The 18443-nt window shown below is 70.3% G+C and carries 18 protein-coding genes; 8 read left to right on the top strand and 10 right to left on the bottom strand.

Going from position 1 to position 18443, the window contains the following annotated elements; genetic code table 11:
- Positions 1-150: 150 nt before the first annotated feature.
- Together E3U26_RS20890 and E3U26_RS20895 are read left to right on the top strand one after the other, a co-directional pair.
- Entirely contained in the window at positions 151-1716 is a 1566-nt protein-coding gene (locus E3U26_RS20890; RefSeq protein WP_499106418.1) for a DUF6345 domain-containing protein, read from the top strand.
- Positions 1717-1804: 88 nt separating this feature from the next.
- Positions 1805-2521, top strand: a complete 717-nt coding sequence (locus tag E3U26_RS20895; RefSeq protein ID WP_036753920.1) for a pentapeptide repeat-containing protein — start codon at positions 1805-1807, stop codon at positions 2519-2521.
- A gap of 11 nt (positions 2522-2532) precedes the next feature.
- On the opposite strand, the gene E3U26_RS20900 is transcribed toward E3U26_RS20895, so the two are convergent.
- Positions 2533-4104: an SARP family transcriptional regulator gene (locus E3U26_RS20900; RefSeq protein ID WP_240540446.1), complete on the bottom strand. Its 1572-nt coding sequence runs from the start codon at positions 4102-4104 to the stop codon at positions 2533-2535.
- Between the two features lie 210 nt (positions 4105-4314).
- Here E3U26_RS20900 and purM point away from each other — a divergent pair, with 210 nt between their 5' ends.
- Together purM and purN are read left to right on the top strand one after the other, a co-directional pair.
- A complete protein-coding gene (gene purM / locus E3U26_RS20905) occupies positions 4315-5364 on the top strand; it encodes a phosphoribosylformylglycinamidine cyclo-ligase (RefSeq protein WP_499106420.1) in 1050 nt (349 codons plus the stop codon).
- Positions 5361-5957, top strand: coding sequence for a phosphoribosylglycinamide formyltransferase (gene purN / locus E3U26_RS20910; RefSeq protein WP_072460704.1), 597 nt, complete (start codon positions 5361-5363; stop codon positions 5955-5957). The genes purM and purN overlap by 4 nt, the downstream gene beginning before the upstream one ends.
- 81 nt (positions 5958-6038) lie before the next feature.
- Here purN and E3U26_RS20915 read toward each other — a convergent pair whose 3' ends face one another.
- The 6 genes from E3U26_RS20915 to E3U26_RS20940 form a co-directional block, all read right to left on the bottom strand.
- Entirely contained in the window at positions 6039-7379 is a 1341-nt protein-coding gene (locus E3U26_RS20915; protein WP_499106422.1) for a branched-chain amino acid ABC transporter permease, read from the bottom strand.
- Positions 7380-7394: 15 nt separating this feature from the next.
- Positions 7395-8396 (bottom strand): branched-chain amino acid ABC transporter permease, encoded by a 1002-nt coding sequence (locus E3U26_RS20920; protein ID WP_036753934.1) that lies wholly within the window; start codon positions 8394-8396, stop codon positions 7395-7397.
- A 2-nt stretch (positions 8397-8398) separates the two neighbouring features.
- Positions 8399-9109: an ABC transporter ATP-binding protein gene (locus tag E3U26_RS20925; RefSeq protein ID WP_036753937.1), complete on the bottom strand. Its 711-nt coding sequence runs from the start codon at positions 9107-9109 to the stop codon at positions 8399-8401.
- Positions 9109-9987 (bottom strand): ABC transporter ATP-binding protein, encoded by an 879-nt coding sequence (locus tag E3U26_RS20930; protein ID WP_036753939.1) that lies wholly within the window; start codon positions 9985-9987, stop codon positions 9109-9111. Before E3U26_RS20930 ends, E3U26_RS20925 begins: the two co-directional genes overlap by 1 nt.
- Positions 9988-10091: 104 nt before the next feature.
- Positions 10092-11276 (bottom strand): ABC transporter substrate-binding protein, encoded by a 1185-nt coding sequence (locus E3U26_RS20935; protein ID WP_449043428.1) that lies wholly within the window; start codon positions 11274-11276, stop codon positions 10092-10094.
- A 123-nt stretch (positions 11277-11399) separates the two neighbouring features.
- On the bottom strand, positions 11400-12401 hold the full coding sequence (locus tag E3U26_RS20940) for a GlxA family transcriptional regulator (RefSeq protein WP_072460702.1): 1002 nt from the start codon (positions 12399-12401) through the stop codon (positions 11400-11402).
- A gap of 118 nt (positions 12402-12519) precedes the next feature.
- Here E3U26_RS20940 and E3U26_RS20945 point away from each other — a divergent pair, with 118 nt between their 5' ends.
- Entirely contained in the window at positions 12520-13929 is a 1410-nt protein-coding gene (locus E3U26_RS20945; RefSeq protein WP_036754062.1) for a class II 3-deoxy-7-phosphoheptulonate synthase, read from the top strand.
- A gap of 413 nt (positions 13930-14342) precedes the next feature.
- Here the strand turns inward: E3U26_RS20945 and E3U26_RS20950 are convergent, their stop codons facing one another.
- Positions 14343-15119: a PAS domain-containing protein gene (locus E3U26_RS20950; protein WP_499106425.1), complete on the bottom strand. Its 777-nt coding sequence runs from the start codon at positions 15117-15119 to the stop codon at positions 14343-14345.
- A 185-nt stretch (positions 15120-15304) separates the two neighbouring features.
- Between E3U26_RS20950 and gmk the strand changes: the two genes are divergently transcribed.
- The 3 genes from gmk to E3U26_RS20965 are packed head-to-tail and all read left to right on the top strand — an operon-like array spanning position 15305 to position 17510.
- Entirely contained in the window at positions 15305-15937 is a 633-nt protein-coding gene (gene gmk, locus E3U26_RS20955) for a guanylate kinase (protein WP_499106426.1), read from the top strand.
- The gene (locus E3U26_RS20960; protein ID WP_499106427.1) at positions 15934-16461 is read left to right on the top strand and encodes a gamma carbonic anhydrase family protein; all 528 of its coding nucleotides are present in this window, start codon (positions 15934-15936) and stop codon (positions 16459-16461) included. The genes gmk and E3U26_RS20960 overlap by 4 nt, the downstream gene beginning before the upstream one ends.
- Positions 16458-17510, top strand: coding sequence for an ATP-binding protein (locus E3U26_RS20965; RefSeq protein WP_036753955.1), 1053 nt, complete (start codon positions 16458-16460; stop codon positions 17508-17510). The genes E3U26_RS20960 and E3U26_RS20965 overlap by 4 nt, the downstream gene beginning before the upstream one ends.
- 39 nt (positions 17511-17549) lie before the next feature.
- Here the strand turns inward: E3U26_RS20965 and E3U26_RS20970 are convergent, their stop codons facing one another.
- Positions 17550-17819, bottom strand: a complete 270-nt coding sequence (locus E3U26_RS20970) for a hypothetical protein (RefSeq protein ID WP_036753958.1) — start codon at positions 17817-17819, stop codon at positions 17550-17552.
- A 149-nt stretch (positions 17820-17968) separates the two neighbouring features.
- A complete protein-coding gene (locus E3U26_RS20975) occupies positions 17969-18199 on the bottom strand; it encodes a hypothetical protein (RefSeq protein WP_499106428.1) in 231 nt (76 codons plus the stop codon).
- Between the last annotated feature and the right edge of the window lie 244 nt (positions 18200-18443).

Below are 18443 nucleotides of genomic sequence, written 5' to 3' on the forward strand. Positions count from 1 at the left end.
TCCGAAGGATCCGGCGCGTGTCCTGCAAGGAGCTTCGGCATGGAAGACTTCGTTTCCCGATCCGGTCCCGGATTCGATGGGATGCAGCAATTGCACCCCCGGCCGGGTTGGGAAACGGAGGCGGCGGCGGATCCTGCGGAAGCCGCGGACATGCCCGGCCCCGCCAGCCGGCTTTACGGCGCCTGCAGCGTCGAGACCTATCGCGCCGCCGGTGCGCTGCATGCCGCCCATCGCGATGCGGGCGGGTTTCTGGATGCGGTGGACCGCTTCGCCACGCCGGATTTCTGGCGCCGGGACGCGGCGGTGAAGTCCTGGATCTACGACCGGCAGGCGATGGAACATGCGCCGGGCCGGGACATGGATTCGGTGCGGGTGTTCTATCACGCCGGCCATGGCCGAATGGGCGACGACGGGGTGTTCCACCTGCCGATGGGGGCGCTCTGGACCGGGACGGACGCCTGCCTGACCGCCGAACGGATGCGGCTTGGCACCGACGGCCTGCGCTATCTGTTCTGGTCCACCAGCCAGTCGCTGCGCGTCGGGCGGGGCTTCAGCCCGCTTTACAGCTGGGCGCGGGCCAATGCCGGTCTGCGGATGCTGTTCGGCTTCGATTCGATCTGCTGGGATTCCGGCCGCTATGGCGCGAATTTCTGGCGCCACTGGCAGATGGGCAAGCCCTTTGCCCAGGCCTGGCTGGACGGGGCCTGGGACGTGGCCCCCGACCAAAGCCCGGTCGCCTGCGCCTGCGCGCCCGACCGCGATGCGGCGCTGGCCATGCTGTTCGGCGAGCGGCGCTTTGCGGCGCAGCGCGGCGCGGCGCAATGCTGGGCCTGGCGCTGGCACGCGCCCCAGGCGCTTTACCAGCGCGAGGCGGCACTGACCGAGCCCCCGGCCGAGTTCGGCGCCGTGCGGCTGGTCCCGGTGTCCGAGGATCGCGCCCTGGCCCGCTCGGTGCTGTCGCGGCTGGGGCTGGACCCGGCCCTGGCCGCCCTCGATGCGCAGGGCGCGCTTTCGGTGGGCCAGGGGGCGCTGCGCTTCCAGCGCCGGCCGGACGGGCACATCCTGCTGGAGTTGGAGCCCGCCGCACCGGGGCGCGGCCTGCGCGAGATGCCGCCGCGCCGCGCCCTGGTCAGCCGCGCCCGGTCCGTGCTGCGGTCATACGGCTTTCTGCCGGCGGGGATCGAACTGGTCTTCGACCGCGTCTCGCTGGCGCTTTCGGCGACGGCCAGCCTGCGCCGGCTGGACGAGCCCCCGGCGGAAAGCCTGGACGAGATCATCGTGCAATTCCGCCAGGCGATCGACGGCATCCCGGTGCTGACCCCGGATGCCGGCACGCTGCGGCTGGCGATGCGGCCGGACGGCACCGTGCTGCGCATCGAATCGACCCTGCGCCGGGTGGCCGAGCGGATGCCGGTGCGCGCCCATCGCCACGGCCTGCCCGACGACCCGCCGCCGCGCGTGCGGCCCGAGGGCCTGCCCGAGCCCGAGCCGCAGTCGATCACCCGCATCCTGGCGCAGCATTCGGCGCGGCTGATGCGCGACCTGGCCGCGCGCGGCGCGGCGCCGCTGAGCCTGCGCACCCTGCCGGGCACCACGGAAATCGGATACGGAATCCGCAGCAACACCGCCCGTCTCGTCGCCCGCCAGGGCATCGAGATCGAATGCGTGCGCGGCTTTCGCAAGCGTTACTGGATCCAGTCTGACCTGGGTGACTGACGATCCGGTAGCCCGGAGGCGGAGGCAGCCGCCTCCGGGCACTTGACTGGCCGCACACTCTTGGCGAGGACTGTCCGAGAGAGGGAGCATGGCGGAATACACCCGCGCCGAGATCGTCCGGCGCATCGCGACGATGGGCCGTCTGCACCTGGCCGGGTCCGACCTGGCCGGGCTGGACCTGTCGGGCATGACGCTGGTGGGTGCCGACCTGTCCTATGCGGATCTGACCGAGGCCGACCTGACAGACGCGCAGCTGTCGGATGCAAGCCTGTGGTCGGCCCGCGCGCCGCGGGCGCGGTTTCGCAACGCCAACCTGTCGCGGGCCAGCCTGGGGCTGGCGGACCTGTCCGATGCCGACCTGCGCGGCGCGGTGCTGGAGCGCGCCGACCTGACCGGCGCGCGGCTGGACCGGGCGGACCTGACGGCTGCGCGGCTGCGCGGCGCCTGGCTCGACAGCATGCAGCGGGCGATGGCGACGGGCGCGCCGCCGCTGCGCTATCCGCCGCGGCACCGGCCCATGACCTGCGTGCTGCACGAGGACCACATCTCGGGCCCCGTGGCCCTGCGCTGCGGCGACCGGCTGGAGGTGCATCTGAACAGCCTGTCCGAGGCCGCGGCCCGCGACCCCCGCCTGGCCCGGCTGCAGGGCGCACCGATCCTTGCCGGCCCCGAACTGCCCCGGCTGGATGCCGGCCCGCCCCTTGTCCTGGCCTTTGTCGCCGTCGCCCCCGGCCGCGCCCGGCTGGTGCTGGAGCCGGGCCGGGGCGGGGCGCCCATCGTGCTGGAGGTGCTGGTCTCGCCCTGACCGCCGCGGCCTCAAAGCCCCGAGCGGGTGATCCCCATCAGCCGGGCCATGCGCAGCGGCGCGACCGGATAATCCGGCTCGGCCATCAGCTCGAGCGAGAAATCCGGCTCGATCCGGCGCAGGTGGCGCAGGGCGTCGGCGGCGCCGGCCACGTCGCCGCGATGATAGCGCAGCGCCGCCAGGAAACGCAGCGAGGGCCGGTTGTCCGGGGCAAAGGCAAAGGCGGCCGCGGCCGAGTTCTCGGCATCGCCCAGCCGGCCCAGCCGCAGCTGCACCACGGCGCGGCGCATCAGCCACGAGGCCGGGCCCAGCTCGGCCAGGGCGCCGCGGGCGCCGCGCTCGGTCGCCTCCAGCGCCTCGAGGTCGCGGCCGACATCGGTCAGCGCCTGGGACAGCGCATGGCAGGCCAGCTCGTTGTCGGGATCGTTGCGGCAGGCGGCCTGCGCCAGCTCCAGCGCCCCTACCGCATCCCGCCGCCACGAGGCGGAAAGCGAGGCCACCGCCAGCACCGAGGGGTTGGCGGGCGCCAGGTCGCGCGCCTGCCGCGCAAAGGCCTCGGCCTCGTCCGAGCAGCGCGCCGGATCCTCGGTCAGCCGCTCGCTGATCAGCGTGTTGCGCAGATAGGAGCGCAGCGCCAGCGCCACGCCGCTCTGCCGTTCCCGCGGCATCGCGGCAAGGATGCGGTCGGCCGATTCCAGCCGGTCGCGGGAATAGCTGAACACGTCCCAGACCGGGAAGGTCAGCCCCTGCGCCGGCGGGGCGGTCCGCCGCGCCCGGTCAAGCAGCGCCACCGCGATCTGCGCCACCGCATGGCGCATGGTCGCGGTCTCGTCGGCGGCGCGGATGGTGAAGCGCCGCGTCCAGCCGCGCGCGCCGGTGGCCAGGTCGCGCATCACCACCATCAGCGAGCAGTCGGTCCCCGCCGCATAGCAGATGGCGCCGATCTGGATGCCGGCCTGCGGCGCCCCGGCCGAGTGCCGGTCGGCCAGCACCGCCGGGATCATCTCGCAGGCGCGGGCGGCGGCCTCGTTCAGGATCATCTCGCCGATGACATGGGCGCGGGCGTCGTTGCTTTCGACCGGCTGCAAGGCCACGACGTAATCGCCGGGGGCGGGCTCGCCCGCGCACCAGGGCTCGGGCAGGGGCGGGGGCGGCAGGGGCCGTTGCAGGATGCTGGGACCGTCGCAATCCGGCGTCAGCCGCAGGCGCATGTCGCGCAACCAGGTCTCGAACTCGGGGTCGGGCACGTCGATGTCGGCGGCGAACTCGATCGGCGCGCCGCCGGCGTCATAGACCGGGGTCAGGTCGATGCGCAGCCGCTCGGCGTCCAGCCCCACCCAGCCCACGCCGGTCAGCAGGATGCCCTTTTCGGCACCCAGCGCGGCGCGCAGCTCGCGCAGCATCTGCCGCAGGCTGTCGGAACCGCGCTGCCGGCCCCGCTCGCTCCACAGCAGGTCTTGCAGCCGGGCGCGGCTGAGCCGCAGGTCCGGCGCCGTGCCCAGCAATGCCAGCGCGCCACGAGCCTTCTGGCTGCGGGGGGTGAGATCCGCCCCGCCGGCGCCGCGCAGGCGCACGGATCCCATCAGACTCAGCGTGGCAGGCATTTGATTCGCCGCATGGCTTCGTTATGGTCGCATATTGATCTTAATGCCCGGCGGCGGGGGCCGACAACAGCCGCCGCGCCGGATCGCGGCAGGGGCGCCGGGGCCAAATCCGCGCCCGGCCGCAGCGGGCACATTGCCTGCGCGGCCCGCCTGCGCTATCGGGGCGTCAAAGCAAAGGGGATCCCGAAGATGACCGAGCAGCGCAAGAGCGGCCTGTCCTATGCCGAGGCCGGAGTGGATATCGACGCGGGCAATGCGCTGGTCGAGCGGATCAAGCCCGCCGCCGCCGCCACCCGCCGCCCCGGCGTGATGGAAGGGCTGGGCGGCTTCGGCGCGCTCTTCGACCCGCGCGCGGCCGGCTATGACGACCCGGTTCTGGTGGCCGCGACCGACGGGGTCGGCACCAAGCTACGCATCGGCATCGACACGGGCGAGCTTGACGGGCTGGGCATCGACCTGGTGGCGATGTGCGTGAACGACCTGGTCTGCCAGGGTGCCGAGCCGCTGTTCTTCCTGGATTATTTCGCCACCGGCAAGTTGTCGGTCGATGAGGCGGCGCGGGTCATCAACGGCATCGCCGAGGGCTGCCGCCGGTCCGGCTGCGCGCTGATCGGCGGCGAGACGGCCGAGATGCCGGGCATGTATGCGCGCGGCGATTTCGACCTCGCGGGCTTCGCCGTCGGCGCGATGGAGCGGGGCACGGCCCTGCCGGCGGGCGTCACGGATGGCGACGTGCTGCTGGGCCTTGCCTCGGACGGGGTGCATTCCAACGGCTTCTCGCTGGTGCGCCGGGTGGCCGACCACGCCGGGCTCGACTGGTCGGCGCCCGCGCCCTTTGCCGCGGGCACGCTGGGCCAGGCGCTGCTGGTGCCGACGCGGCTCTACGTGCGCCCGCTCCTGGCGGCGATCCGCGCCGGTGGCGTGCATGCGGCGGCCCATATCACCGGCGGCGGCATCACCGAGAACCTGCCGCGCGTCCTGCCCCAGGGCCTCGGGGCCGAGGTGGACCTCGACAGCTTCAGCCTGCCGCCGGTCTTCGACTGGCTGGCCGGGGCCGGCGACATCGCTGATGCCGAGATGCTCAAGACCTTCAATTGCGGCATCGGCATGATCCTGGCCGTGGCCGCCGAGCGTGCCGCCGAACTCGAGGCGCTGCTGAAGGCGCAGGGCGAAACGGTGGTCCGCCTGGGCCATGTCCGCCCCGGCGCGGGCGTGCGCTACTCCGGCCGGCTGCGGTGAAACGCGTCGCCATCCTGATCTCGGGCGGCGGCTCGAACATGGTCAAGCTGGTCGAATCGATGACCGGCAGCCACCCGGCCCGCCCGGTGATCGTCGGCTCGAACGACCCGCAGGCGGCGGGGCTGGCCAGGGCGCAGGCCCTGGGCGTGCCGAGCTTCGCGGTGGACCACCGCGCCTATCCCGGCGACCGCGCCGGTTTCGAGGCGGCGCTGCTGGAACCGCTGCTGGCGGCGGAACCGGACATCCTCTGCCTGGCCGGCTTCATGCGCATCCTGACCCCGGATTTCGTGCAGCGCTTCCAGGGCCGGATGCTGAACATCCACCCCTCGCTCCTGCCGAAATATCCCGGCCTGCACACCCATGGCCGCGCCATCGAGGCCGGCGATGCCGAGGCCGGGGCCACCGTCCACCTGGTCACGCCCGAACTCGACGCCGGCCCGATCCTCGGCCAGGCGCGGGTGCCGGTCCTGCCCGGCGACACGGCCGAGACGCTGGCCGCCCGCGTCCTGGTCCAGGAACACCGGCTCTATCCCGCGGTGCTGCGCCGCTTCGCCCAGGGCGACCGGACGCCGATCACCCTCACCGCAGCGTGAGAAAAGGCGCGGGTCTGCGCCTTTCTCCGTTTTCCAAATACCCTGGGGGTGCGGGGGCAAAGCCCCCGCGACGTCCTCCCATCACTTCTCCGGCACCAGCCCCCGTGGCGCAAAGCGCAGCACCAGCAGCAGCACCACCCCCAGCGCGATGAAGCGCATATGCGGCGCGCTGCCCAGCAGGTGATCGCGCAATGCGCCCGCGGGCAGCGGCCCGGTGACCAGCCGCATCAGCTCGGGGCCCCAGACCTCGGCCTTGATCCACAGGAACCAGACCAGGATCGCCCCCAGCGCCGCGCCCCAGTTGTTGCCCGAGCCGCCGACGATCACCATCACCCAGATCAGGAAGGTATAGCGCAGCGGGTTGAAGCTGTTGGGCGACAAAAGCCCGTCCAGCGTGACCATCATCGCGCCGGCCAGGCCGATCACCGCGCTGCCGATGACGAAGATCTGCAGATGCCGGCGGGTCACGTCCTTGCCCATGGCCTCGGCGGCGGTCTCGTTGTCGCGGATCGCGCGCATCATCCGGCCCCAGGGCGATTTCAGCGCCAGTTCCGCCAGCAGGATCAGCGCCAGCAGCACCGCCCCGAACAGGCCCGCGTAAAGCAGCTTGACCCAGACGCCCGAGGCGACGGCCGGGCTCATCCCCCATTCGGCGGCGCGGGCCACGAAATCGGCATTGCCCTGCAGGTCCAGCTCATAGGGCACCGGGCGCGGGATGCCCGAGACGTTCTTGACCCCGCGCGACAGCCATTCCTCGTTGCGCATCACCGCGACGATGATCTCGCCGATGCCCAGCGTGGCGATGGCCAGGTAGTCCGAGCGCAGCCCCAGCGCCACCTTGCCGACGCCCCAGGCGGCCGCGGCGGCGAACAGCGCGCCCACCGGCCAGGACAACAGCACCGGCCAGCCCAGCCCGCCGATATTGCCGGCGCGGGCGGAATTGTTCGCCTCGATCGCCATTACCGCCGGATCGAACAGCCAGCGATAGGCCACGAAGCCCGCCACCAGCACCGCGACCAGCGCCGGGACGCGCCAGGCCCCGGAGATGCGCCGCCAGACCTGCGCCGCCAGCACCAGCGTGCCGAGCCCCACCAGAAGCGCCAGGATCAGCCGCGGCCCGCCGGCGGCCCAGGCGCCCTGCACCGGCGCGGTCGAGACCAGCACCGGCGCCAGCCCGCCAAGCGCCAAAAAGCCCACGACGCCGGCGTTGAACAGCCCGGCATAGCCCCATTGCATGTTGACGCCCAGGGCCATGACGGCCGAGATCAGCCCCATGTTTAGGATGGCCAACGCCGTGTTCCAGCTGCCCGAGAACAGCGCGTTGCGAAAGCTGCCCTCGGCCAGGAACAGCGCGGCTAGGATCAGGAACAGCACCGGCGCGCGCCAGAGGCTGACCGCTTCGGCTTGACGTGTATTCGACATGGATAAACGCCCTCCTCAGACGGATTTGCCGCGGAACAGGCCGGTCGGCCGGAACAGCAGGACCACGATCAGGATCACGAAGCTGACCGCGAACTTGTATTCGGTGGACAGAAGCTGCAGCAGCCCCTGGGGCTCGAATCCCAGGTAGGTCGCGATCTTGCGCCAGGGATAGGTCACGGCCACCTCGGAGAAGGCGACGATGAAGCCGCCCGCCACCGCGCCCAGCGGATTGCCGAGGCCGCCGACGATGGCGGCGGCAAAGATCGGCAGCAGGATCTGGAAATAGTTGAAGACCTTGAAGGACTTGTCCAGCCCGTAAAGCGTGCCCGCCGTCACCGCCAGCGCGGTGGCGATCAGCCAGGTCAGGCGCACCACCCGCTCGGGGTCGATGCCCGACAGCAGCGCCAGGTCCTCGTTGTCGGAATAGGCCCGCATCGCCTTGCCGGCGCGCGAGCGGTTCAGGAAGCGGAACAGCGCCCAGCAGGCCAGCGCCGTCACCACCAGCGTCAGCGCCTGGCTGACGCGCAGCGACAGCCCCTCGGACAGCCCGGTCCAGGCGCGGAACTGCTGCACGCTGACCAGGAAGCGCGCGCCGTCGTCGAAGCGGATCTCGTCGACGCCGATGATCAGCCGCGTCAGCCCGTTCATGATGAACATGACCCCGACCGAGGCCATGACCAGGATGATCGGCGCCGAGCGCTTGCTGCGATAGAAGCGATAGACCACGCGGTCGGTGCCCAGGATGAAGACCGCGGTCAGCGCGATGCCGAAGGGCAGGGCCAGCAGCGCCGTGGGCAGCGGGCCCAGGCCGATGCCGATGGCCTGCAGCCCCCAGGTGATCAGGATCACCAGCGCGGCGCCGAAGGCCATGGTGTCGCCATGGGCGAAGTTGGAAAAGCGCAGGATGCCGTAGATCAGCGTCACCCCCAGCGCCCCAAGCGCCAGCTGCGCGCCATAGGAGGCGGCGGGGATCACCACGAAGTTCAGGATGGCCACGAGGGCGTTCAGCATGTCCATCTTCAGCCCCCCAGGAAGGTGCGGCGGACCTCGGGATCGGCCAGCAACGCCTGCCCGCTGTCGGTGTAACGGTTGGCGCCCTGCACCAGCACATAGCCGATGTCGGCGATCTCCAGCGCCTGGCGGGCGTTCTGTTCCACCATCAGGATCGAGATGCCGGTGCGGGCGACCTCGATGATGCGGTCGAACAGCTCGTCCATGACGATGGGGCTGACGCCAGCGGTCGGCTCGTCCAGCATCAGCAGGCTGGGCCGGGTCATCAGCGCCCGGCCGACGGCGACCTGCTGGCGCTGGCCGCCCGACAATTCGCCGGCATTCTGCCTGCGCTTGTCGGCCACGGCCGGGAACAGCTCATAGACCTGGGCCATGGTGTCGCGGTAATCGTCCTCGCGGATGAAGGCGCCCATTTCCAGGTTTTCCTCGACCGTCATGGTCGGGAAGATGTTGTGGGTCTGCGGCACGAAGCCCATGCCCTTGCGCACCCGCTCCTGCGGGGTCAGCCGGGTGATGTCCTCGCCGGCCAGCGCGACCTTGCCCTCGCGCAGGGCCAGCATGCCGAAGACGGCCTTCATCGCCGTCGACTTGCCGGCGCCGTTCGGGCCGACGATCACGGCGATCTGGCCACGTTCGACCGTCAGGGTGCAGCCGTTCAGGATGTCGGCCTTGCCATAGCCGCCGCGCATGTCGGTGGCGGAAAGATAGGGCTCTGCCATCACAGCTCTCCCGCTGGCTTGCCGTCGCCGCCACGGCCGGCCTCGGCCCCCAGGCCGGGCTGGGCGCCGTGGCTTTCGCCGAAGGCGGCCTCCTCGGCCACCTCGGCCGCGACCTTGTTCTTCAGGCCGGTGCCCAGATAGGCCTCGATCACCGCCTCGTTCTTCATGATGCTGTCGGCAGAGCCCTGGGCCAGAACCTTTCCCGCCGCCATGACGATCACCGGGTCGCAAAGCCGGCCGATGAAATCCATGTCATGCTCGATCACGCAGAAGGTATAGCCGCGCTCCTTGTTCAGCCGCACGATGGCATCGCCGATGGTGCCCAGCAGCGTGCGGTTCACCCCGGCGCCGACCTCGTCCAGAAAGACGATCTTCGCATCCACCATCATGGTGCGGCCCAGTTCCAGCAGCTTCTTCTGCCCGCCGGACAGGTTGCCGGCCTTTTCGTCGGCGACATGAGAAATTGTCAGGAATTCAAGCACTTCGTCGGCCTTCTTGCGAAGCGCGCGCTCCTCCTCGCGGATGCGGCCGCGGCGGAGCCAGGTGTTCAGCAGCGTCTCGCCGCATTGGCCGCCGGGCACCATCATCAGGTTCTCGCGCACCGTCATCGAGGAAAACTCGTGCGCCAGCTGGAAGGTGCGCAACAGCCCCTTGTGGAACAGCTCGTGCGGCGGCAGGCCGGTGATGTCCTCGCCGGCCATGGTCACGCGGCCGGCCGTCGGTTTCAGAACGCCGGCGATGACGTTGAAAAGCGTGGATTTCCCGGCGCCGTTCGGGCCGATCAATCCGGTGATCGAGCCCGTCTCGATCGTCAGGCTGGCACCATCGACGGCGCGGAAGCCTCCGAAATGCTTGTGCAGGTCGTGGACCTGGATCATAGTGCTCCCCAGCTTCATGCGTTGCATGAAGAATTTCCCTTACGGGATTGTTCTTGATTGTGAAAAGGGCCCGGAGACCGGACCCTCTCCGCGACCTGCGGGCCTTAGCGGTAGCCTATGACGTTCAGCTTGCCGCCCTTGAAATCGACCTCGCGATAGACGCCGGCGCTTTCGCCCGGCTCGATCAGCTCGACCGAGGTGGCGCCGACATAGTCGATGTCCTGGCCCGCCGCGAGCAGCTCCAGCCCCTTGGCCAGCTCGCCCGGATAGATCTTTTCGCCGGGCTCGTTGGCGACTTCCATCACCTTGTCCTTGTAGACCGTGGGGTCCGAGGACTTGGCGGCCTGCATGGCCAGCAGCATCAGCGCGGCGGCGTCGTAGGATTCGCCGGCATAGGCCGAGGTGCCGTCGAAGCCGGCGTCCTTGGCGAGCGCGTCGAACTTGTCATGCCCCTCGCCCTCGGCCGAGGGGTTCTGGCCGAACGAGTTCTCCAGCTGGGTGCCGAACTTCTCGACCAGCACGTTGTTGACCATGCCGTCGGGCAGCACGAAGACCTCGAAGGCGCCGGTGTCGAGCGAGCCCTGGATGACGCCCGAGCCGCCCTGGTCGGCATAGCCCGCCACGACCAGCGCATCGCCGCCCGCGGCCGCAAGCGCCGCGACCTCGGCCGAATAGTCGGCCTTGCCGTCGTCATGGGCCGAAACCACGGTGACGGTGCCGCCCTTGGCCTTGTAGGCGTCGGCGAAGCTGTCGGCCAGGCCCTTGCCGTAGTCGTTGTTGGTATAGGTCACCGCGACGCTGTTGATGCCGCGTTCCAGCACGATGTCGGCCATGACTTCGCCCTGGCGCGCGTCCGAGGGCGAGGTGCGGAAGAAGAAGCCCTTGTCGTCGATGGTCGAAAGCGCGGGCGAGGTCGCCGAGGGCGAGATCATCACCACGCCCTGCGGCACGCCGACCTGTTCGAGCGAGGCGATGGTTTCGCCCGAACACATGCCGCCCATGACGCCCTTGACGCCTTCGGCGGTCACCAGCCGGGTGACGGCGGCAACCGAGGCGGCCGCGTCGATGCAGGTGTTGTCCGCGACCACCGGGGTCACGGTCGAGCCGTCCAGCAGCTTGCCGCTGTCCGAGACCTCCTTCATCGCCAGTTCCGCGCCTTTCTGCATTGCCGGCGAGATCGATTCCAAGGGGCCGGTCAGGCCCAGCGAAATGCCCATCTTGATTTCCTCGGCGCCGGCGGCACCGGCAAGCAAGGCTCCGGCGGCGCTGGCCAGAAGAAGCTTTTTCATCAGTCGTCTCCCTGAGTGGAACATTGTCCTGTCTGACAGGTTATAAGCGCGCGAATGAAAAGAAAAGCGTGTTGGCGACCGCGGAAGGCGCGCGATCGGGCACTTGCCGCAGCGGAAGTTCCGCTAATGCGCCCCGGCCGCGCCGCGTTCGCGATAGGGCGTGCAACCATAGGTCGCGCGATAGCATTTCGAGAAATGCACGGCCGAGGCGAAGCCGCAGGCCAGGGCGATCTCCATCACGCTCATCGGGGTCTGCAGCAGCAGGTGGCGCGCCCGTTCCAGCCGCAGCTCCATGTAATAGCGCTTGGGCGAGCGGCCCAGGTGGCGGGCGAACAGCCGTTCCAGCTGGCGCGGCGACAGGCCCGCCTCGGCGGCCAGCCGCGCGGGGCTGACCGGATCCTCGATATTGGCCTCCATCCGGGCCAGAACCTGCGCCAGCCGGGGATGGTGCGCGCCGATCCGGCCGGGGCTGGACAGGCGCTGCTGGTCCTCTTCCGAGCGGATGGCGGTGTGGATCATCTGGTCGGCCACGCGGCTCGCCAGTTCCGCGCCGTGGTCGCGGGCGATCTGGCGCAGCATCAGGTCGATGGCGGCGGTCCCGCCGGCGGCGGTCAGCCGGTTGCCGTCCTCGACGAATACGGTGCGGATCAGGGTGACATCGGGGAATTTCTCGGCAAAGCCGTCCTGGTTTTCCCAGTGGATGGTGGCGCGGCGGCCGTCCAGCAGCCCGGCCTCGGCCAGCACCCAGGCGCCGGTGCAAAGCGCGCCGATGCGGGTGCCGCGCCGGGCCTCGCGCCGCAGCCAGGCCAGCACCGGCCGCGTGGCCGCCCGCGCCACGTCCAGCCCGCCGCAGACCAGCACCGTGTCGCCGCGCCGGGTCTCGGCCAGCGGGCCGTCCAGCAGGATGCGCGCCCCGTTCGAGCAAAGCGCGGTCTCGCCCTGTTCGCCGATCAGCCGCCATTCGTAAAGCTCGCGCCCGGAAAGCCGGTTGGCCAGCCGCAGGGGCTCGATCGCGGCGGCGAAGGAGACCATGGTGAAGCGGTCCAGCAACAAAAACACATAGCGCAGCGCGGGGGCCGGATTCGGCCCCGGAGCGGGGAGGACTGCTGGATCGTGGTCTGGCATGTCGGTCGCGCGTCAGGAATTCGCGGCAGATCAGCAGGCAATCGCGGCGCGTGCAAGGCTTTTCCTTTGGTCCTGCACCCTCTATATGGCAGGCACCGCTTGCATGAAGGATAGGATCATGGCACCGACGAATTCCAGTTCCGCGACCCCGGCACAGGCATGGGACAAGCGTGGCTGGCGCGCCTATCCGCGCGTCCAGATGCCCGACTATCCCGACCAGGACGCCGTCGCCGCCGTCGAGGCGCTGCTGGCCAAATACCCGCCGCTGGTCTTTGCCGGCGAGGCGCGCCGGCTGAGAGCCTCGCTGGGCGAGGTCGCGGCGGGCCGCGCCTTCCTGCTGCAGGGCGGCGACTGCGCCGAAAGCTTTGCCGAATTCTCGGCCGACAACATCCGCGACACCTTCAAGGTCATGCTGCAGATGGCCGTCGTGCTGACCTGGGGCGCGCAGCTGCCGGTGGTCAAGGTCGGCCGGATGGCGGGCCAGTTCGCCAAGCCGCGCTCGGCCCCGATGGAGAAGATCGGCGAGCAGGAGCTGCCCAGCTATCGCGGCGACATCATCAACGGTTTCGACTTCACCGCCGAGGCGCGCATCCCCGACCCGCAGCGCATGCTGGCGGCCTATACCCAGGCCGCAGCCTCGCTGAACCTGCTGCGCGCCTTCTCGACCGGCGGCTATGCCGACATCCACCGGGTGCAAAGCTGGATCAGCGACTTCACCGGCGGAGAGGAGGCGGCGCGCTATCGCGACATCGCCGACCGGATCAGCGACGCCATGGCCTTCATGGCGGCGGCGGGCGTGACCTCGGAAACCGCGCATGGGCTGGGGACGGTGGATTTCTACACCAGCCACGAGGCCCTGCTGCTGGAATACGAAGAGGCGCTGGCGCGGATCGATTCGACCACCGGCCTGCCCGTCGCGGGTTCGGGGCACATGATCTGGATCGGCGACCGCACCCGCCAGGTCGACGGCGCCCATGTCGAGTTCTGCCGCGGCGTGCAGAACCCGATCGGGCTGAAATGCGGCCCCTCGATCAGCGAGGGCGACCTCAAGGCGCTGATCGCTCGGCTGAACCCGGAAAACGAGCCGGGCCGGCTGACGCTGATCGCCCGCTTCGGCGCCGGCTCGGTCGGCGACCACCTGCCGCGGCTGATCAAGGCGGTGCGCGAAGAGGGGGCGAATGTCGTCTGGTCCTGCGACCCGATGCACGGCAACACCATCAAGTCGGCCTCGGGCTACAAGACCCGTCCCTTCGATTCGGTGCTGCGCGAGGTGCGCGAGTTCTTTGCCGTCCATCGCGCCGAAGGCACCATCCCCGGCGGCGTGCATTTCGAGATGACCGGGCAGGACGTGACCGAATGCATCGGCGGCGTGCGCGCGGTCACGGACGAGGATCTGTCGAACCGCTATCACACCGCCTGCGATCCGCGGCTGAACGCCAGCCAGTCGCTGGAACTGGCCTTCCTGGTGGCCGAGGAACTGCGCAGCCGCCGCGTCAACGGCGCAAGCCGGCAGGCCAAGGCCGGCTGAACCCGGCGCGACGGGAAATGACAGGGGCGGCGGGCCTTGGCCCTGCCGCCCTTTTTCATGCGCGCCAGTCCATGCGCGCCGGCAGAGGCCGGTTCCGAGATCAGGGGCGAGTGCCGGGCGGCTTTGGCGACCTGTCGTTGCGGGCCAGGCGGAACCGCGCCCGGCGTTCCTCGGGCCTGGCATCGCGGGCAGGATGCGGCGGCATTATCAGGCTGCGCGCCGGTTCATGCGCGCCGGCCGAGAGGCTCGTTCCAGGATCAGGGACGGGTGCCAGGCGGCTTTGGCGACCTGTCGTTGCGGATCAGGTGGAAACGCACGCGGTGCCCGTCGGGGCTGGCATCGCGGGGCAGGGCGCGGCGGCATTGTCAGGCGGCGCACCGGTCCATGGGCGCCGACAGAGGCCCGTTCCGCGATCAGGGACGGGAGCCGGGCGGTTTTGGCGGCTTGTCGTTGCGGACCAGGCGGAAATGTGCGCGGCGCTCCTCGGGGTTGGCGTCGCGGGGCAGGGGCGCGGCGGCGTCGGCCGGCGGCGCGCCCTTCCAGCGCTGCGGTGGCTCGGCAAAGCCCTGCCGCGAGGGCGAGGGCTCCAGCACCCTGGCGCCGGGAATGACCGGCGAGACAATGTCCGAAAGCAGGTCGAAGCGGCGCGGCGCCTCGCCGATCCGGCCCTCGGCGACCAGGCAGCCAAGCGCCCGCGTCACGTCCCCCAGGTCCGAGCGCAGCGGCAGGAGCAGCATCCGCCCCTCCAGCGCCGGACGGCCGTAGCCGGCGGGAGAGGCCAGCGCGATCTCGGCGATCTGGGGCGCGCGGAACACGCTTTCCAGCACGTCCGACAGCCGGCCGCGCGAACTGGTGTTCAGAAGGGCGCAAAGCGGCATGCCCCGCACCTCCATCCCCATCAGGTCGATGAGATGGCGCCCGGCCAGGCGAAACCGGGCTGCACCCGGCGCGATGCGTTCCAGGATGAAGGCATAGTCCAGCGACCGGCGGATGCCGCGCGGCTCGACATCGGCGCGGTCGGGAATGGCGCGGCCATGGCGCAGCCCTTCCCAATAGCCGCGCAATTCGCCCAGGGTGCGCTCGACCTGGACGGGTTCATAATCGGCCAGGTGCAGCAGCTTGCCGGGCCGGCCCCGAGGCGAATCGGCCCCGTGCGGGGAATCCCCGTCCTGTCCGTGGTCGTTCGACATTCGTCCGGCCTTACCCTGCCACCCGTGAAACCAGCCCCTGCCGCAAATCTAGCCCCTTCGCCCCCGGCTGCCGAGCGATTTCTTTGCCGGTGGTTAAAAACCTGCGCCCCCGCGCGGGGCTTGACCCCGCTGGCGGGCGGGGTCATTCAGGCGGCGCTGGAACGCGGGGAACAAGGCAGAGAAGCATGGAGCGCAGCGGACTTCTGGTGATCCTGTCGTCGCCCTCGGGGGCGGGGAAATCGACGCTGGCGCGGCGGCTGATGGACTGGGATCCGGGCCTGAGCTTTTCGGTCTCGGCCACGACCCGCAAGCCGCGCCCCGGCGAGGTCGAGGGCGAGCACTACTATTTCCGCAGCCCCGAGCAGTTCCGCGCCATGGTCGGCGCCGGCGAGATGCTGGAACATGCCGAGGTCTTCGGCAATTTCTACGGCACCCCCCGCGGCCCGGTCGAAGAGGCGATGCGCGCCGGGCGCGACACGCTGTTCGACGTGGACTGGCAGGGCGGCCAGCAGATCCGCGCCTCGTCGCTGGGCGGGCATGTCATCTCGATCTTCGTGCTGCCGCCTAGCCTGCGCGAACTGGAGCGGCGGCTGGTCGGGCGCCAGCAGGACGCGCCCGAGGTCATCGCCGCCCGCATGCGCAAGAGCCGCGACGAGATCAGCCATTGGGCGGAATACGACTATGTCATCGTCAACGACGACCTGGACCGCAGCGCCGAGGCGCTGAAGACCATCCTGCGGGCCGAACGGATGCGCCGCGCCCGGCAGGTGGGGCTGGGCCCCTTCGTCCGCGCGCTCATGGAGGAGGAAAGCGCATGATCTGGGAACTGGACGGCATCGCGCCGCAAATCGCCGACGACGCCTGGGTGGCGCCGGATGCGCAGCTGATGGGCCGGATCGTGCTGGAGCCGGGCGCCAGCGTCTGGTTCGGCGCCGTGCTGCGCGGCGACAACGAAGAGATCTGCGTCGGCCGCAACTCGAACGTGCAGGACCTGACGGTCTGCCATACCGACATCGGCTATCCGCTGAGCATCGGTGCGAATTGCACCATCGGCCACCGCGCCATCCTGCACGGCTGCACCATCGAGGACGGGGCGCTGATCGGCATGGGCGCGATCATCCTGAACGGGGCGCGGATCGGCGCCGGTTCGCTGATCGGCGCCGGGGCGCTGGTCGCCGAGAACAAGGTGATCCCGCCCGGCTCTCTGGTCATGGGCGCGCCGGGCAAGGTGGTGCGCGAGCTGGACGAGGCGGCGCGCGAGCGGCTGCTGAAATCGGCCGAGGGCTATCACCGCAACGCCGCCCGCTTCCGCCAGGGGCTGGCGCAGGTCGCCCGCGGATGATCGAAGAGCGGCTGCACGCGCTGCTGCGCGGCGTGCCGGTGGCCATGCTGGCGGTGGACGGCCATGCGCGCATCATCGGCGCGAACGAGGCGGCCGAGGCGCTTTTGGGCGCGGTGCCGGGCGGGCGGCCCTTTGTCACCGTGCTGCGCCACCCCGAGGTGAATGCCGCGCTGGACGCCGTGCTGGCCGGGCAGGAGCGGGCGCGGCTGGCCGTCACCCTGGGCGCGGCCGACCGGCGGGTGTTCTGCGAGGTGACGGTCACGGCCCTGCGGGCGCCGGGGCTGGTCGGCGCGGCGGTGGCGATCGAGGACCGCTCGCGCGACGAGGAGACCGAGCAGATGCGCCGCGATTTCGTCGCCAATGTCAGCCACGAGCTGCGCACGCCCCTGACGGCGCTGATGGGCTTCATCGAGACCTTGCGCGGCCCGGCCCGCAACGATCCGGCCGCGCGCGACCGTTTCCTCGACATCATGGAGCGCGAGGCGGGGCGGATGAACCGGCTGGTCGCCGACCTTCTGTCGCTGAGCCGGGTCGAGCAGGACGAGCGCCGCCGCCCGGCGCAGAACCTGGACCTGGCCGGGCTCTTGCGCAGCGTGGTGGCGACGCTGGCGCCCGCGGCCACGGCTGCCGGGGTGCGGCTGGAGTTGCAGGCGCCGGCCGGCAAGGTGCCGGTGCCGGGCGACGCCGACCAGCTGGTGCAGGTGTTTCACAACCTGATCGAGAATGCGGTGAAATACGGCGGCGCCGGCGGGGTGGCCACGGTGACGCTGGAGCGGCTGGCGCATGAGCCGGTGCTGCGCGGCCCGGCCTGGTCGGTCTGCGTCGCCGACCAGGGCGAGGGGATCGACCCCCAGCACCTGCCGCGCCTGACCGAGCGCTTCTATCGCGTCGATACCCATCGCTCGCGCGAGCAGGGCGGCACCGGGCTGGGCCTGGCCATCGTCAAGCATATCGTGAACCGGCATCGCGGCCGGCTGCGCATCGAAAGCGAACGCGGGCAGGGCAGCCGCTTCACCGTCATCCTGCCCGAGCAGATCGGCCGCATCTGAAGCCGGCGCGGCCCTGCCGGCTGCCGGATCAGATCGCGTTCAGATCGCGTTCAGCATCGACTTTATCACATCGGCCGGCAGCGAGGGATGCACCGCCAGCTTGAGCGTGCGCTTGCCCTTGCGCGGGATCAGCAGCGCGCAGCGCGTGGCCAGGGCCTGCGAGCGCTTGGTCGAACAGGCGGCGATCACCCCCGCACACCAGCGGGAATGCGGGCCGAAGCGCATGACGCTTTCGATGGCGCCGGGCACATAGCCCTCGGTCTCGGCTGAATCGATCAGCGCGTCATGGATGATGGGAGGCAGGTACATGAAGGGATGGAACTTGGAGTTAACATTTTAATGTAAATTGTTAATCCTTGGCGCCGCCGATGAGTATATGCCCTTTTGAACAGGTCTGCCATACAAGCTCTGCGCGTATGGCGGCCACCCCGCTCGACCCCCGGCCGAAAGAGGCCGGATTACGCGGCGAAACGCCCATCCCGAGAAACCGGCTCAACCGTCCCGATAGGCAGAATCGCCCCCTGCAGCGGCCGGTCAGGGCGCAGCCAGGATCTGCGTTCCGTCACGTCATGATAGACGTCCTCGACCTTGGCATCGGTGACGGCGATGCAGCGGGCGGTCCGGTCCAGCTTTTGCCGGGAAAGAGGGCAACCCTCGGGGCCCTGGCCGAGATCAAGCAGCGAGGCCACGGTCTCCAGGAATCGGCACGGCCGCCCCGTAGCGGCCGGTCAGGGCGCAGCTAGGATCGGCGTTGCGTCGCGTCATGATAGACGTCCTCGACCTTGGCATCGGTGACGGCAATGGAGCGGGCAGGCCAGTCCAGCTTTGCCTGTAAAGGGGACAACCTTCGGGCCCTGGCCGAGATCAGGCAGCGATGCCACGGTCCCCAGGAACCGGCACCGCCGCCCCGATGGGGCGAATCGCCCCCGCGGC

The sequence above is a fragment of the Paracoccus ferrooxidans genome (assembly GCF_029909815.1).
In the GTDB taxonomy this organism is placed as follows: Bacteria; Pseudomonadota; Alphaproteobacteria; order Rhodobacterales; family Rhodobacteraceae; genus Paracoccus; species Paracoccus versutus.

Coding starts and splice junctions, on each gene's coding strand:
- E3U26_RS20965 (WP_036753955.1), top strand. CDS start 16,458: ATGATCGAAGAGCGGCTGCACGCGCTGCTGCGCGGCGTGCCGGTGGCC.
- E3U26_RS20890 (WP_499106418.1), top strand. CDS start 151: ATGCCCGGCCCCGCCAGCCGGCTTTACGGCGCCTGCAGCGTCGAGACC.
- E3U26_RS20950 (WP_499106425.1), bottom strand. CDS start 15,119: ATGTCGAACGACCACGGACAGGACGGGGATTCCCCGCACGGGGCCGAT.
- E3U26_RS20960 (WP_499106427.1), top strand. CDS start 15,934: ATGATCTGGGAACTGGACGGCATCGCGCCGCAAATCGCCGACGACGCC.
- purM (WP_499106420.1), top strand. CDS start 4,315: ATGACCGAGCAGCGCAAGAGCGGCCTGTCCTATGCCGAGGCCGGAGTG.
- E3U26_RS20930 (WP_036753939.1), bottom strand. CDS start 9,987: ATGATCCAGGTCCACGACCTGCACAAGCATTTCGGAGGCTTCCGCGCC.
- E3U26_RS20915 (WP_499106422.1), bottom strand. CDS start 7,379: ATGTCGAATACACGTCAAGCCGAAGCGGTCAGCCTCTGGCGCGCGCCG.
- E3U26_RS20940 (WP_072460702.1), bottom strand. CDS start 12,401: ATGCCAGACCACGATCCAGCAGTCCTCCCCGCTCCGGGGCCGAATCCG.
- gmk (WP_499106426.1), top strand. CDS start 15,305: ATGGAGCGCAGCGGACTTCTGGTGATCCTGTCGTCGCCCTCGGGGGCG.
- E3U26_RS20970 (WP_036753958.1), bottom strand. CDS start 17,819: ATGTACCTGCCTCCCATCATCCATGACGCGCTGATCGATTCAGCCGAG.
- E3U26_RS20900 (WP_240540446.1), bottom strand. CDS start 4,104: ATGGGATCCGTGCGCCTGCGCGGCGCCGGCGGGGCGGATCTCACCCCC.
- E3U26_RS20945 (WP_036754062.1), top strand. CDS start 12,520: ATGGCACCGACGAATTCCAGTTCCGCGACCCCGGCACAGGCATGGGAC.
- E3U26_RS20935 (WP_449043428.1), bottom strand. CDS start 11,276: ATGAAAAAGCTTCTTCTGGCCAGCGCCGCCGGAGCCTTGCTTGCCGGT.
- E3U26_RS20895 (WP_036753920.1), top strand. CDS start 1,805: ATGGCGGAATACACCCGCGCCGAGATCGTCCGGCGCATCGCGACGATG.
- E3U26_RS20925 (WP_036753937.1), bottom strand. CDS start 9,109: ATGGCAGAGCCCTATCTTTCCGCCACCGACATGCGCGGCGGCTATGGC.
- E3U26_RS20920 (WP_036753934.1), bottom strand. CDS start 8,396: ATGGACATGCTGAACGCCCTCGTGGCCATCCTGAACTTCGTGGTGATC.